Consider the following 14885-nt stretch of genomic DNA (forward strand, 5'->3'; position numbering starts at 1 on the left):
CGAATACTGAGAGAGGAAGTGTATACGACACTCGGAATTTGTATGCATCTTCGGGCGGTGTGATCCTGCCAATGCCGCCCGGGCCCGGCCGCCGCGGCGGGAGCGCGGGCCGGGGCCGGGCGGGAGCCCTGGTGGGCCGTCCCGCCCGCAGCGCGAGCCGCGGGCAGGACGAGGTCCGACGGGATCCGAGGGGTTCAGAGCCTCGGGTCCACCGGCTCCGACTCCAGGGCGAGTACGGCGAAGACCGGCTCGTGCACCCGCCAGAGCGGCTCCCCCGCGGCCAGCCGGTCGAGCGCCTCCAGGCCGAGGGCGTACTCGCGCAGGGCGAGCGAGCGCTTGTGGCCGAGGAAGCGCTGGCGCAGCTGGTCCAGGTACTCGGTGTAGTCCGGGCCGTAGATGATCCGCAGGTACTCGCGGCCACGGACCTTCACACCCGGCTGGACGAGCCGGCCGCCGGAGTCCCGGACCAGCGAGGCCAGCGGCTTGACCACCATGCCCTCGCCGCCCGCACCGGTCAGCTCCTCCCACCAGGCCACACCGGCCGCCACGGACGCCTCGTCGGTCGTGTCGACGACCAGGCGGCCGGTGCGCCGCAGGATCGGCGCCTCGGCGTCGTCGGCCGCGGTCAGCCGGTCGATCCAGTCGAGGTGACGGTCGTGCGGCAGCACCGCGAGGTTGGCGCCCTCGGCGGCGAGCAGCTGGAACGGGGCCAGCCGGATTCCGCTGAGGCCCTCGGTCGGCCAGCAGTAGCGGCGGTACGCGGCGGTGAAGGCCTCCGCGTCGGCGGCGCGCTGGCGCTGCCGGGCCGTCAGGTGGGCGACGTCCAGGCCGCGCCCGGCCGCCTGCTCCAGCGCGGCCAGCACCTCGGGCAATGCGGCCCCGGCCGCGGCACCCACGGCGGCGTACTGCCGGCGCAGCAGATCGGCGGCCTTGAGCGACCAGGGCATCAGCTCCGCGTCGAGCAGCAGCCAGCCGGTCGCCAGCTCCTCGAAGAGACCGGCGGCCTCCGCAGCCGCCCGCACCCGGTCGAGGACGGCGCCGGTGAGCTCGGCGTCACCGAGGAAGGCCCGCCCGGTCCTCGTCCAGATCGCACCGGGCCCGGCGATGCCGAACCGCTTCTCCAGCGCCGACTCGTCCCGGGCGACCAGGACGACGGCCCGGGAGCCCATGTGCTTCTCCTCGCAGACCACCTGCTGCACCCCGTCGTGGCGGTAGGCGAAGAAGGCCTCCTCCGGGTGCTCCAGGTAGCCGTCGCGCCGTGAGGTCGCGGACGGGGCCATGGTCGGTGGCAGGTAGGCGAGCAGCCGCGGGTCGAGCGCGAAGCGGCTCATCACCTCCAGCGCGGCGGCGGCGTTCTCCTCGCGGACGGAGATCCGGCCGTGGTGCGCCGTCTCGACGATCCGTCGGCCCGTCACGTCGGCGAGATCCAGCGGACGGCCCTCGCGGCCGCCCGGCGCGTCGGTGTGCATCGGCCGGACGGGCGCGTACCACTCCTGCTCCGCCGGGACGGAGACCAGTTCGCGCTCCGGGTAGCGCAGCGCGGTGAGGCTGCCGCCGAAGACGCAGCCGGTGTCCAGGCAGATGGTGTTGTTGACGAAGTTCGCGACCGGTGTCGGCGTGTGCCCGTAGACCACCAGGGCCCGGCCGCGGTACTCCTCGGCCCACGGGTAGCGGACCGGCAGACCGTACTCGTCGGTCTCGCCGGTGGTGTCCCCGTACAGCGCGTGCGAGCGGACCCGGCCGGAGGTGCGGCCGTGGTACTTCTCCGGCAGGCCGGCGTGGCAGACCACCAGGGCACCGCCGTCCAGCAGGTAGTGGCTGACCAGGTCGCGCATGAAGGCGCGGACCTCGGCGCGGAACTCCGCCGTCTCCGCGGCGAGCTGGTCGACCGACTCCTGGAGGCCGTGGGACAGGCTGACCTTGCGGCCGTCCATGTGGCGGCCGAGCTTGTTCTCGTGGTTGCCCGGGACGCAGATCGCGTGACCGGCGGCCACCATGCCCATCACCAGGCGCAGCACGCCCGGGGTGTCCGGACCGCGGTCGACGAGGTCGCCGACGAAGACCACCGTCCGGCCGTCGGGGTGTGCGGCGTCGACGGGGCGGCCGTCCTCGTCGCGGACGATCGCGTACCCGAGGCGGGCGAGCAGGGTCTCCAGCTCGGACCGGCAGCCGTGGATGTCGCCGACGATGTCGAAGGGGCCGGTGAGGTGGCGCAGGTCGTTGAAGCGCTTCTCCGGCACGACCTCGGCCGCTTCGATCTCCGCCTCGCCGCGCAGGACGTGCACGGTGCGGAAGCCCTCGCGTTCGAGGCCGCGCAGCGACCGGCGCAGCTCGCGCTGCTGGCGCGGGACGACGTGGTCCGGCAGCTGCCGGTCCGGCCGGTGGCGGTTGCGCTCGGCGCAGACGGACGCGGGCACGTCGAGGACGATCGCGATCGGCAGCACGTCGTGGTCCCGGGCGAGCTTGACCAGCTGCTTGCGGGACTCCGGCTGGACGTTGGTGGCGTCGACCACGGTGAGCCGGCCGGCGGCGAGCCGCTTGCCGACGATGTAGTGGAGCACGTCGAACGCGTCGGCGGAGGCCGACTGGTCGTTCTCGTCGTCGGAGACGAGGCCGCGGCAGTAGTCGGAGGAGACCACCTGGGTGGGCCGGAAGTGCGTCCGGGCGAAGGTGGACTTGCCGGATCCGCTGGTGCCGATCAGGACGACCAGGGACAGGTCGGTGACGGGGAGGCGGCGGGCAGGCGGCGCGGCCGCGGCCGCATCCGTGGTGCCGTCGGACGGTCCGTCGGCAGGACGGCCGCCGGTCGGCTGGACGTCGGGGGTCATCGGGTCACGCTCCCTTCAGGGGCATTGTCGGTCGTGGCGGCCCGGAACAGGGCGAGCTGGGTCGGCGCGCCGACCTCCTCGTCCGGCGGACCGACCGGTCGGACGTCCACGGTGTACCCGTAGGCGGCCGCGACCCGGTCGGCCCAGGCGCGGAATTCGGTGCGGTCCCACTCGAAGCGGTGGTCGGCGTGCCGGACGTGGCCGGCCGGGAGGCTCTCCCAGCGCACGTTGTACTCGACGTTGGGGGTGGTCACGACGACGGTCCGCGGACGGGCCGCGCCGAAGACCGCGTACTCCAGGGCGGGCAGCCGCTCCAGGTCGAGGTGCTCGATCACCTCGGACAGCACCGCCGCGTCGTACCCCTTCAACCGGGTGTCGGTGTAGGTCAGGGCGCCCTGGACGAGGCGCACCCGGGCCGCCTGACGCTCCGACATCCTGTCCAGCCGGAGCTTGCGGGCTGCGGCGGACAGGGCGCGGGACGACACGTCGACACCGAGTACCTCGGTGACCCGGGTGTCCTTGAGCAGCTCGCCGACCAGCTCGCCCTGGCCACAGCCGAGATCGAGCACCCGCGCCGCGCCGCACTCGGCGAGCGCCCGGAGGATCGCCTCCCGGCGCTGGACGGCCAGCGACGGAGGGCGCTCCTTGTCCGGTGCGGCAGCGGCAGCGGCAGCGGCGGCGGCGGCGGCGGGAACGACATCGGGAGCAGAGGCAGGGGCGGGCGCCGGAAGTTCCTGAGCCGGCAGTTCCTGGTCGGGGGCGGTGGGAGACGCATCCGGCCGGGCCGCGGCCTCCTCGTCCTCCGGGGTGTCGTCGACCGCGTTGTCGAACTCTTCCGCCTCGCGGTCGTCCGCTTCGGCCAGCCGCGCGAGTGCCAGCCGCTCCATCGCCAGCCGGGTGAGCGACCAGCGGCGGGCCAGGTAGCGCCGGGTGATCAGGGCCAGCTCGGGGTGGGCCCCAAGCCAGCCCTCGCCGGCGGCGAGGAGCTTGTCGACCTCGTCCGGGGCCACCCAGTAGTGCTTGGCGCCGTCGAGCACCGGCAGCAGCACGTAGAGCTGCTGCAGGGCGTCGGCCAGCCGGATCCCGCCGGTCAGCTCGACCCGGACGTAGCGCGACTCGCCCCACTCGGGGAAGGAGCTGTCCAGCGGAACGGCCTCCGCGGCGACCTGCCACCCCAGCGGTTCGAAGAGCCGGCGCACCAGCCCGGGACCACCGCCCTCCCGGCCCCCGACGGCGGGCACCGCCGGCAGCGAGATCCGCAGGGGCAGGGCCTGGTCGGCCCGGCCGGGCAGCTTGTCGCAGACGCCCTTCATCGCCGTCCGGAAGACCGTCCGGAGCGCGACAGCGAGCAACGAGGAAGCGGCGTACGGCCGGTCGTTGACGTACTGCGCGAGCGCGAGGTCGGGCGAGCCCGACCGCCCCCGCCCACGGCCCTGGCGGACCAGGGCGACCGGGTCGATGTCGAGCATCAGCGCAGCCGTGCAGACCTCGTCCGTCGCCTCCGGGTAGAAGACGTGTGCCACACCGTGCGCGGTCGAGAACCGCTGGACCTTCTCCGGGTGCTTGTGCAGGAGAAAGCCCAGGTCGGTGGCGGGTCGTCCGGCGGTGGCCGTGGTGGAGATCGAGATGAACACCTGCCCGAGTATCGCGGACGGATGATCGCCGGGGCACTGGATTTCTGCCCGGGCCGCGAGGGCGGGCGGGGTGCTCCGGGCGACGTGTCCGCACGGTGAGCGCGTTGGCCGCGGCCGGGTGCCATTGGCTAACGTGCACCGTGTGACTGCTGAAACCTCCTCCTCCGCCGGCGGCGCCGTTGCGGCCGGCCTGGCGACCATCGCCGCCGACGGCACCGTCCTCGACACCTGGTTCCCCGCGCCCGAGCTGACCGCCGAGCCCGGCCCGGCCGGCACCGTGCGGCTGACCGCCGAGCAGGCCGAGGCCGCGCTGGGTGCCGGCGCCGCCGAGGCACTGCGCAGCGACGCCCGCCGGGGCGTCGAGGTCGTCGCGGTGCGTACCACCATCTCCTCGCTCGACGACAAGCCGCTCGACGCGCACGACGCCTATCTGCGTCTGCACCTGCTGAGCCACCGCCTCGTCCGGCCGCACGGCCAGAACCTGGACGGCATCTTCGGGCTGCTCGCCAATGTCGCCTGGACCAGCATCGGTCCGGTGCCGGTGGCCGGCGTGGAGCAGGCCCGGCTGGCGGTTCGCGCGCAGGGCGGCCAGCTGGCCCTGTACGGGATCGACAAGTTCCCCCGGATGACCGACTACGTCGCGCCGTCCGGTGTGCGGATCGCGCACGCGGACCGCGTCCGGCTCGGTGCGCACCTCGCCGAGGGCACCACCGTGATGCACGAGGGCTTCGTGAACTTCAACGCGGGCACCCTCGGCACCTCCATGGTGGAGGGCCGGATCAGCGCGGGTGTCGTGGTGGGCGACCACAGCGACATCGGTGGCGGCGCCTCGATCATGGGCACGCTCTCGGGCGGCGGCAAGCAGGTCGTCTCGGTCGGCGAGCGCTGCCTGCTGGGGGCCAACGCGGGCATCGGCATCCCGCTCGGCAACGACTGCGTGGTCGAGGCCGGTCTCTACGTGACCGCCGGCACCCGGGTGACCACGCCGGACGGCAAGGTCGCCAAGGCCGTCGAGCTGTCCGGCCAGGACAACCTGCTCTTCCGCCGGAACTCGCAGAGCGGCGCCGTCGAGGTCATCGCCCGCTCCGGTTCGTGGGGCGGGCTCAACGCGGAGCTGCACGCACACAACTGATCTCCTGTGCTTCCGGGCGGGCCCGGGCGGTGTACGCAGGTACACCGCCCGGGCCCGTCGGTGTTCCGGCCACCGGGCGTATCCGACGCCCTGTCGGACGCGCAAACCGCGATCACCCCTGGGGGCGACTGCCGGCCTGCGTTTGGACCACAACGGGTGGTGCGGGGTGACCGGGCCATGAGGGGGTCGTTGGACGGACGGCGTCGGCACCCGTCGCTGCACAACGCACCACCGAGCTGGAAGGGCACGCTCATGTCCCAGCCCATGTCCGAGCCGACGCCGGAGGCGTCCGCCGGCCCCCAGGAGTCGACCGCTCAGGACCTGTCCGCGGCCGAGGCGTCGAAGAGCCTGCTGCAGCAGATGGAGGAGCTGCTGGCGACGGTCACTGCCAACCTGGCCGGGCTCGGCGCCGACCTCCAGGCGTCCTCCACCAGGGTCACCGGAACGGCGGACGACGAGCGGGACCCCGGCGCTCACCGCTGACACCACCGGTCGCCCCTAGCGCCCACGGGGGTGGCGGCCGCGACGGGAACGGCAGGAGCGACGGGCGCGGCAGGCACCTTGGGTCGGGCGAGCGTGACGGGCCCGGCCGGCAGGGCCCGCGCGTCAGCTCTGCCGGCGGGCGGCGCCAGACGTACGGCCAGCATCGGCAGGCGCACTGCGCACCGCCCGCCGGCCGGACGGCCCCCGGCCGTGGCCAGGTCGTCCCGAGCGCCGTCCCCAGGTGCGTCGACACCAGGTGCGTCGACACCAGGTGCGTTGTCCCCGGGCGCGTCACCCTCGGACGGATCCGGCGGAGCAGGGTCGTCGGGGACCGGGTCGGCCGGGCCGCCCGCATCGCCGTCCGCAGCCCCCTCCGCCTGCGACGCGTCGTCGAAGGACGGCCCGCCGTCGACACCTTCGTCGTCCATCGGTGCGGGCTCGGGTGTGCCGCTCTCCCGGCGGACCGTACGCAACAGCTCGGCGACCAAGTCCTGGCACTCCGCCCCGGAGTCCACGCCGTCGATGCACCGCCAGTAGAGGCCCTCCGCGTCGGCTCCGCAGGCCAGCACCACCAGGGTCTCGGCGACCTCGTGCAGCAGGCTGCCGAGCTCGCCGAGCACCGGCTCCAGCGCTCCGAGCTCGCCGAGGCGTTCGGCGCGCCCGCCGCCCGGCCAGTCGGCGGCAGACCAACCACCGGTGCCGGCGGGATCGTCGGGAGGCTGGTCGACGCACCCGGCGGCGTGCGAACCGGCGTCGCAGAGCAGCTGACCGAGGGCCGCGAGCTCGCCCGTCTCGCAGTCGGCGATCCGGCTGCCGACCGCCTCCGTGAGCAGGCCCGCCTGCCAGGCCTCCAGCAGCACGTCCGGTACCGTCCTGGCCTCGGCCAGGGCATGCCGGGCCGTCCTGATCAGTCGCAGCGCGTCCATGCCGCGCTCCCCTCGCTCGCATCGGGCCGTCGTCCTCGACGGCGGGTCACGACGCACAGCGTGCCGACTGATCGGCGACCGTCCCCGGACTCCGACGGGAGCTGTGGACAACTCGCCCCTGTGGACAACCGAGGTCACTCGCACGGGGGAAGAAGTGTCCGATTTCGACCGCCGACCGCCGGTCGAAACGATGGTCCTACGAATCCTCCGGGCCCTCGGTGTCCTCCGCCCGCCCGGCACTCCCGGCACTCCCCGGCACCGGGAAGCGCGTCTCGTTCCGCTCGATCTTGGCCGCCAGCGCCTCCGCCGGATCGACCCCCACCGAGGTGCAGAACTGCAGCAGGTACGCGAGCACGTCGGCCACCTCGTCCCTGACCCGGTGGGCGCGCTCGGCGTCGGCCATCACCGCATCGGCCTGCTCCGGCGTCAGCCACTGGAAGATCTCCAGCAGTTCGCCCGCCTCGACGCTGAGGGCCGCCGCCAGGTTCTTCGGCGTGTGGTACGGCTGCCAGCGCCGCGCCGCCGCGAACTCGGTCAGCCGCAGCTGCAGCCGTTCCAGGGAGTCGGCCGGGCGGCCGGGCACATGATCGGTCACGCCCCCAGGTCTACCCCACCGACGGCGGACCGACCCGCCTGGGGCGGCACCCTCGGCGACTCGGCCGCCGACACCGCCGACACCGCCGACACCGCCGACACCGCCGACACCGCCGACACCGCCGACGCCGCCGACGCCGCGGTTGTCGCACCCGCCGCGGCCGCCGCGGACGATGCGGGCAGCGCGGGCGATCCGGGCGACCCCTCGGGCAGGACGAGCACGCTGTGGCCACTGGCCGGATCGCGCCGGCACTCGACGAGGTGGACACCGCCGGTCTCCCGGGCAGGCTCCGGATCCTGCAGGGCGGCGAGCAGGCGGACGTCCTCCTTCGCGCAGACGTCCTTGGCCAGCCGCAGCAGCGAGGCGGTCTGCTCGGCGCCGAGCCCGGCCCCGAGGTCCTCGGCGAGCACCGTCAGCTGGCGGTGCGCGGACGGCACCTCGGCCGCGGCGTCGACGTCCAGCACTCCTGCACCGGTGAGCAGCACCGCGGCGAAGGCGAGCAACCGCAGCATGCCGTCGGACGCCTGGTCGGCGCCCGTCCGGCCGAGGACGCCCTCGTCGAAGACGGCCATCAGCCGCTCCTGGCCCTCGCTGCCGCGGCGGGCCACCCCGAGACCCAGCAGCGGGTAGGGCGCGGCGGCCTGGACGGCCTTGAGCAGGCGGCCCCAGCGCCGGCTGCACTCCTGCTCCAGCCGGGCCAGCACGGCGGAGATGTTGGAGGCGGTGCCGACCAGCCTGGCCTGCGACTCGGGCCTGGTCCAGCTGCGCATGGCGGCCGGAACGGGGTGCAGCGGGAAGACCTCGCGCAGCGCGGTGAGCAGTTGCTCGGCGGCGGCGAGCACGGTGCGCTCGCCGTTCGAGGAGCCGGCCACCCGCAGCGGGATCTGGGCCGTGATCAGGGAGTCGCTGGGGAACGGGGCACGGATGTCGCCCTGCCGGGTGTCGTTGTGCCAGGTGACGTTCACCCGGCCGGTGCGGACGTCCTGCTCGCCGGTCTCGACCAGGGTGCGGCCGGCCAGCGTGAGCCGTTCCCGGGCGACCCGGACCCGGTCGTCGGTCCGGACGACGAGCTCCAGCCGGATCGGCCCGGCGCTGGAGCGCACCGTGCAGCCGAGGATGATCGCGTTCCGGCCGTGCGGCACACAGCCGAGCAGACCGCCGCGGACGGGCCCGGCGAGCGGCCCGGTCGTCCCGCCGACGCCGTCCAGGGAGGGCCGGATCTCCTCGCCGATCGCCAGCCGGGAGAGGACGGCGAGCGCGTCGAGCGCGTTCGACTTCCCGACCCCGGACGGCCCGTGCAGCACCGTCAGCGCGGAGAGCGGCAGCGTGGTGCGGCGGTAGGACTTGAAGGAGGTGAGCCGGAGCTCCTCGACCGCCGGGCGGCGGATCGCACGGACGGCCGGGGCGGCGGACGGGACGGCGGACGGGGCCACTTCGCTTGTCACCCGGGGACCTTAGCGGCCGCCCGGTGCGGCGAAACGTCCCTGCTCGCACCTGTTCACACGAACGGCGCAACGGCCGTCGGACCTGGCCGGAACCCTCACCCGGCACCCACCGAACGACCTCGGCGCAGTGCTCACCCAGCGCCGGCCCGAGCGCCGAACGGCGAACGGCGCGTCAGCCGTAGACGGACAGCCGGACCGAGCCGGTGACCTCGACCGGTTCCGGGAGCGCGCCGAGTGCGGCGGCGAGCCGGTCCCGGTCGGTGTGCCAGGCATTGGGGCCCATGCCGACCACCGCCGAGGCGTCCGCGTGGGACAGCCGCAGCGTGAACTCCACCTCGGTCCGCTCCAGCGGCGCCAGCCAGGGGCCGAGCTTGTCGTCGATCCGGCGCTCCTTCTCGTCGTCGACCGAGAGCAGGCCGAGGCCGGCGACGAGTTCGCGCAGGTGGCGGCCGGTCGGCGCGACCACGAGGAGTCTGCCGCCGGGGCGCAGCACCCGGCGGATCTCCGGTCCGTTGCGCGGGGCGAAGACGTTCAGGACGAGGTCGGCGGTGCCGTCCAGGAGCGGCAGCGGGCGCCAGGCGTCGCAGACCAGGGCCCCGATCCGCGGGTGGGCCTTCGCGGCCCTGCGCAGCGCGTACTTGGAGATGTCGAGGGCGGCGCCCGCTGGGCCGTCGAGGCGGCCGAGCACGTGCGCCAGGTAGTAGCCGGTGCCGGCGCCGAGGTCGGCGACGAGGCCGTCGGCATCGCGGGCCGGGGTGCAGGCGGCCGCGGCGTCGGCGAGGGCGTCGGCGATCGGCCGGTAGTGGCCGGCGGCGAGGAAGTCGCTCCGGGCGGCGACCATGGCGGCGGTGTCGCCGGTACCGGTATGGGCGTCGCCGGCGAGCAGGCTGACATAGCCCTGCCGGGCCTGGTCGAAGCTGTGCCCGGCGGGGCAGCGCAGGGTGCGCGTGTCGAGGGCGAGCGGCCGGGCACAGTGCGGGCAGGCCAGGTGGTGCTCGATGTCCTGCAGCAACGTGGGCCGTTCCTCGGGGTCGGTGGTGGCGGCCCCAAGCCTAACGAGTCGGTCCGTGCCCGGTGCCCCGCCTCCGTGCGGGTGCCCGTCAGTCCGAGTCCTCGTCGTCGTCCCCGCTGACCTCCTCCTCCTCGGGTTCCTCGACGACCCAGGCGCCGAGGCGTTCGGCGACGCCGCTGACGCCGAGCTTGCCCTCGCGGATGGCGCGGGCGAGGCTGCGGACCTCCCGGGCCGTGGTGGCCACCGTGCAGCCGCTGGCGACGAGGTACGCGTACGCGACGGCGGTGGCGAACAGCTCGTTGTTCCGCTCCAGCGAGGGGATGCGGATCAGCTGGTGCATCAGGGCCGCCGCGCGGTCGTGCGGCTCGGGGTAGACGGCGATGTCGAAGATCTCGGCCTGGTGCCGGGCGACCGCGGCGAGCAGGGACCCGTAGTCGGTGACCTGGGGGTCGCCGGGGGTGTACTGCTCAGCGGTCATGAGCAGCCATGACAGGTCGACCTCAAGTTTCAACGGCGCACATCCTGGGCTCCGGGCTCGCCGAACTCGGCCAGAAAGGCCGTTTCGTACTCCTTCATGAACTGGGCGGCGGCGTCGACGAAGAGCCGGCCCGCCTCGCCCATGTCCTGCTGGACGAGGCGCTCGATGTACTGGTTCATGCTGATCCCCTGCTGCTCGGCCCGCTCCCGGGCCATTTCGGCGGTGGTGGCGTCCACCCGGACGTTGAGTTGCTTCTTGGTCATGCCTTCAAGCTAGCGCTGGGGTGCTAGCACAGCAAGGGCGCATTCCGGCCGCCCGCGCCGGGCCCGCTCCCCTCAGATGTCCGTTCAGGCCTCACCGGAAACCAGCACCCGCGGGCGGCGCCCGTCCCGGGGTCGCCCGGGGTCGCCCGGGAACGACAACGGCGGGCGCGGAAGTCGTTCTTCCACGCCCGCCGGTGACGACGGTTCGGCCGGGGCCGGGCCGGTCAGCCCGCGATCGGCTCCAGGATCGCCACGCACTCGAAGTGGTGGGTCATCGGGAACAGGTCGAAGGCCCGCAGCGAGACCGGCCGGTAGCCGCCCTCGCGGAAGAAGGCCAGGTCGCGGGCGAGCGCCGCCGGGTCGCAGGCCACGTAGGCGATCCGGCGCGCGGAGAGGCCGACCAGGTGGGCGACGGTCTCGCGGCCGGCGCCGGAGCGCGGCGGGTCCAGCACGATCAGGTCGGTGGCGGTGATCCCCGTCCGCGGGAGCAGGCTCTCCACCCGGTCGCACTCGATCCGGACGTTCTCCAGGGCGGCCAGGTTGTGCCGGGCGTCGAGGACGGCCTGCTTGCCCGACTCGATGCCGAGCACCGCGCCCTCCTCGCCGACCCGGTCGGCGAGCGCGCCGGCGAACAGTCCGACACCGCAGTACAGGTCGAGCGCCATCTCGCCCCACTGCGGGTCGAGGCCGTCGAGCACGGCGTCCACCAGGATGTCCGGGGCCTGCGGGTGGATCTGCCAGAAGCCGCCGTCGGACACCCGCCAGGTACGGCCGGCCGCCCGCTCGCGGACGAAGGTGCGGCCGTGCACCCGGTGGAAGAGGTCCTGCTCGTCCACGCGCGAGATGGACACCGGCTGGTCCAGCTCGACCAGCGGCAGCTGGGCGCCGGGCACCGGCCGCAGGATGACCTGCCGGTCCGAGGAACCGGTGGCGGCGACCGCCTCCACCGCGGCGACGCCCGGCCACGGGCGGGACTCGATGCCCAGCTCGGTGATGCCCTCGGCGGCGATCAGGCAGCGGTCGATCGGCTGCACGTCGTGCGAGCGGTGCTTGCGCAGGCCGACCCGGTCCGTCGACGGGTCGACGGTGTACTGCACGCGGGTGCGCCAGGCCGGGACCTCGCCGGCCGGCAGCTTGCCGCCGATCGGTTCGACCGAGCCGTCCCAGCCGGCCTCGGCCGGGGTGAGCCCGGCCAGCTTGGCGAGCTGCTCGGTGAGGACCTGGCCCTTGAGCTTGCGCTGGCCGCCGGGCGTGACGTGCTGCCAGTCGCAGCCGCCGCACTTGCCGGGGCCGGAGAACGGGCACGGGGCGGCGATGCGGTCCTTGGACGGCTCCAGCACCTCGACCGCGTCGGCCCGCAGGAAGCGCGAGGTGGTGGTGCCCTCGGTGACCTCCGCGACCACCCGCTCGCCGGGCAGCGCGTGCCGGACGAACAGCACCCGGCCCTCGTGCCGGGCCACGCAGTGCCCGCCGCCGTGCGCGACCGGACCGACCTCGACCTCGTACCGCTCGCCGACCAGCGGATCGCCGGACGGGGTCCGCAGGACGGGCTCGGCCGTTCGCGCCGCCCTGGGCGGACGGACGGCCTGCTTGCGCGGGCGCGCCGCGGCGGCGTCCTGCGGGCCGCCCTGACGGCCCTGGCGGCCCTTGTCGCCACCACGCGGGCGCTCGCCGTCGCGGCCCTTCCCGGCGCTGCGGGCGGGCGCGGCAGCGGCGCGCTCCGACGCCGCCGGGGCGGCCTGGACGGGCGGGGCCTGCTCGGCCGGCGCCTTCGGCGCGGTGAAGGCGTTGTAACCCTCGCGGTCGGTGGCGGCCGGCCGTTCGGTCCGGTTGCTCCACCGGGGGTGGGCGACCTGCCCGGGCCGGGCGCCGGAGCGCCCGGACTTGCCGGCGCCCTTTCCGGCGCCCTTGCCGGACTGCCCGGCCCCCTTGCCGGAGGAACGGGGCGGGTTGTTGCGGGTCACGGGGATCCGTCCTTGCTGCTGTGCGTGGCGGAGTCGCGGTTCTCGGACGCCCGGGGCATCTGGTGCCTGGGCTCGCCGCGGCGGACGGCACCCGGTGCCGACCACGCCTTCTGCGGCTTGCGCCGCTCGGAGGACTCCAGCTGCCAGGGTACGGACGTCACCATGACTCCGGGCTTGAACAGCAGTCTGCCCTTGAGGCGCAGCGCGCTCTGGTTGTGCAGCAGATGCTCGTACCAGTGGCCGACGACGTACTCCGGGATGTAGACCGCGACGACGTCGCGCGGGCTGTTGCGGCGCAGGCTCTTGACGTACTCCAGGACGGGGCCGGTGATCTCGCGGAACGGCGAGTCGAGGACCTTCAGCGGCACGTCGATGGCGCGCTCGTCCCAGTCCTTGCGCAGGGCCTCGGTGTCCACCGGATCGACGTTGACGGTCACCGCCTCCAGGGTCTGCGCCCGGGCCAGCCGGGCGTAGGCGAGGGCGCGCAGGGCGGGCTTGTGCAGCTTGGAGACCAGCACGATGGCGTGCACCCGGGTGGGCGGGGTGGCGTCCTCGGGCTCCTCGGCGGCGACCAGCTCGGCCGAGACGCGGTCGTAGTGGCGGCGGATCGCCTTCATCATCACGAACAGGACGACCATGAGCGCTATGGCGATCCAGGCGTGCCCGATCTTGGTGACCAGGACGACGATCAGCACCGCGGAGGTCATGATCAGGCCGAACGTGTTGATCGCCCGGCTGCGCTGCATGTGGGCGCGCTTCTTCGCGTCGGTCTCGGTGCGCAGCAGGCGCGTCCAGTGCCGGATCATGCCGGACTGGCTCATGTTGAACGACACGAAGACGCCGACGATGTACAGCTGGATCAGCCGGTTGGGGTCGGCGCCGAACGCGACGATGAACAGGATCGCCGCACCGGCCAGCAGGATGATGCCGTTGGAGAACGCCAGCCGGTCGCCGCGGGTGTGCAGCTGGCGCGGCAGGTAGCGGTCCTGGGCGAGGATCGAGCCGAGCACCGGGAAGCCGTTGAAGGCGGTGTTGGCGGCGAGCACCAGGATCAGGCCGGTGACGGCGGCGATGAAGTAGAAGCCCGGCGTGAAGTTCGAGAAGACCGCCTCGCTGATCTGCGCGAGCGCCGTCTTCTGGTGGTAGCCCGCCGGCGCGCCGGCGAGCTGCTCGACCGGGTTCTCGGCCATCTGGGTCTTGGTGAGGTGGGCGAGGTAGATGATGCCCATGAACATCACCACGGCGATGCTCGCCATCAGCAGCAGCGTGGTCGCCGCGTTCTTGCTCTTCGGCTTGCGGAAGGCCGGCACGCCGTTGGAGATGGCCTCGACGCCGGTGAGCGCCGCACAGCCCGAGGAGAACGCCTTGAGCAGCAGGAAGACCAGCGCGAACCCGGCCAGCGACTCGTTGCCCGGGGTGGCGGCCAGGTGGAACCCGGCGCTCTCGGCCGGCATCGAGGCGCCGAAAACGAAGTGGCGCACCAGTCCGTACAGGACCATGCCCATCACGCCGATCATGAAGGCGTAGGTGGGGACGGCGAACGCGCTGCCGGACTCCCGGACGCCGCGCAGGTTCATGCCCATGAGGACGATGACCAGGAAGACCGAGAGGACCATCTCGTGGCCGCGCAGCGCCGGCACCGCGGAGACCACGTTGGCCACGCCGGAGGTGGTGGAGACCGCCACGGTGAGGATGTAGTCGACCAGCAGGGCGCTCGCCACCACGAGGCCGGAGTTCGGCCCGTGGTTGACGGTGGCGACCTCGTAGTCGCCGCCGCCGCTCGGGTAGGCGTGGACGTTCTGCCGGTAGGACGCCACCACCGCGAGCATCACGATGGCGACGACGACGCCGATCTGCCAGGAGAAGTGGATCGCGGACGCTCCGGCCAGCGACAGGGTGAGGAGGATCTCCTCGGGGGCGTAGGCGACGGAGGACAGCGCGTCCGAGGCGAACACGGGCAGCGCGATCCGCTTGGGGAGGAGCGTCTCCCCCAGCTTGTCGCTGCGGAGCGCTCGCCCGATCAGGATGCGTTTCGGGAGATCGGCAGGCATAGGCACAGCAAGGAATGGTAGGGGCTGCCGACGCGGACTCCGACGGCCGGTGCCCCCCTTGGTCGAGACTGTGT

At 73.7% G+C, this 14885-nt stretch carries 12 protein-coding genes; 2 read left to right on the forward strand and 10 right to left on the reverse strand.

The window, feature by feature from the left end:
• Positions 1-194 precede the first annotated feature (194 nt).
• Both ABEB13_RS15165 and ABEB13_RS15170 read right to left on the reverse strand, forming a co-directional pair.
• Entirely contained in the window at positions 195-2828 is a 2634-nt protein-coding gene (locus ABEB13_RS15165; protein ID WP_345705947.1) for a polynucleotide kinase-phosphatase, read from the reverse strand.
• Complete coding sequence (locus ABEB13_RS15170) at positions 2825-4462, reverse strand: 3' terminal RNA ribose 2'-O-methyltransferase Hen1 (protein ID WP_345705948.1); 1638 nt, start codon at positions 4460-4462, stop codon at positions 2825-2827. Before ABEB13_RS15170 ends, ABEB13_RS15165 begins: the two co-directional genes overlap by 4 nt.
• Before the next feature lie 142 nt (positions 4463-4604).
• On the opposite strand from ABEB13_RS15170, the gene dapD reads away from it, so the two are divergent.
• Complete coding sequence (gene dapD, locus ABEB13_RS15175) at positions 4605-5594, forward strand: 2,3,4,5-tetrahydropyridine-2,6-dicarboxylate N-succinyltransferase (protein WP_345705949.1); 990 nt, start codon at positions 4605-4607, stop codon at positions 5592-5594.
• Positions 5595-5858: 264 nt separating this feature from the next.
• A complete protein-coding gene (locus ABEB13_RS15180) occupies positions 5859-6077 on the forward strand; it encodes a hypothetical protein (protein WP_345705950.1) in 219 nt (72 codons plus the stop codon).
• Here the strand turns inward: ABEB13_RS15180 and ABEB13_RS15185 are convergent.
• The 8 genes from ABEB13_RS15185 to ABEB13_RS15220 all read right to left on the reverse strand — a co-directional run bounded on the left by ABEB13_RS15185 (position 6068) and on the right by ABEB13_RS15220 (position 14811).
• Positions 6068-7003, reverse strand: coding sequence for a DUF6099 family protein (locus ABEB13_RS15185; RefSeq protein WP_345705951.1), 936 nt, complete (start codon positions 7001-7003; stop codon positions 6068-6070). The two genes, ABEB13_RS15180 and ABEB13_RS15185, sit on opposite strands and share 10 nt — an antisense overlap.
• A gap of 196 nt (positions 7004-7199) precedes the next feature.
• Positions 7200-7598, reverse strand: coding sequence for a nucleotide pyrophosphohydrolase (locus tag ABEB13_RS15190; protein ID WP_380231213.1), 399 nt, complete (start codon positions 7596-7598; stop codon positions 7200-7202).
• Entirely contained in the window at positions 7595-9043 is a 1449-nt protein-coding gene (locus ABEB13_RS15195) for an AAA family ATPase (protein WP_345705952.1), read from the reverse strand. The genes ABEB13_RS15190 and ABEB13_RS15195 overlap by 4 nt, the downstream gene beginning before the upstream one ends.
• 172 nt (positions 9044-9215) lie before the next feature.
• Entirely contained in the window at positions 9216-10055 is an 840-nt protein-coding gene (locus ABEB13_RS15200) for a putative RNA methyltransferase (protein WP_345705953.1), read from the reverse strand.
• 88 nt (positions 10056-10143) lie between these two features.
• Positions 10144-10533, reverse strand: coding sequence for a fic family toxin-antitoxin system, toxin component (locus tag ABEB13_RS15205; RefSeq protein ID WP_345705954.1), 390 nt, complete (start codon positions 10531-10533; stop codon positions 10144-10146).
• A 29-nt stretch (positions 10534-10562) separates the two neighbouring features.
• Entirely contained in the window at positions 10563-10796 is a 234-nt protein-coding gene (locus ABEB13_RS15210) for a toxin-antitoxin system HicB family antitoxin (RefSeq protein WP_100890148.1), read from the reverse strand.
• A 224-nt stretch (positions 10797-11020) separates the two neighbouring features.
• Positions 11021-12340 carry a class I SAM-dependent RNA methyltransferase gene (locus ABEB13_RS15215; protein ID WP_345709675.1) on the reverse strand — a complete coding sequence of 440 codons (1320 nt, stop codon included), beginning with the start codon at positions 12338-12340 and terminating at the stop codon, positions 11021-11023.
• A gap of 416 nt (positions 12341-12756) precedes the next feature.
• Positions 12757-14811, reverse strand: a complete 2055-nt coding sequence (locus ABEB13_RS15220; protein ID WP_345705955.1) for an APC family permease — start codon at positions 14809-14811, stop codon at positions 12757-12759.
• Positions 14812-14885: the final 74 nt, after the last annotated feature.

Origin of the sequence: Kitasatospora paranensis (assembly GCF_039544005.1) — a bacterium.
Classification (GTDB): domain Bacteria; phylum Actinomycetota; class Actinomycetes; order Streptomycetales; family Streptomycetaceae; genus Kitasatospora; species Kitasatospora paranensis.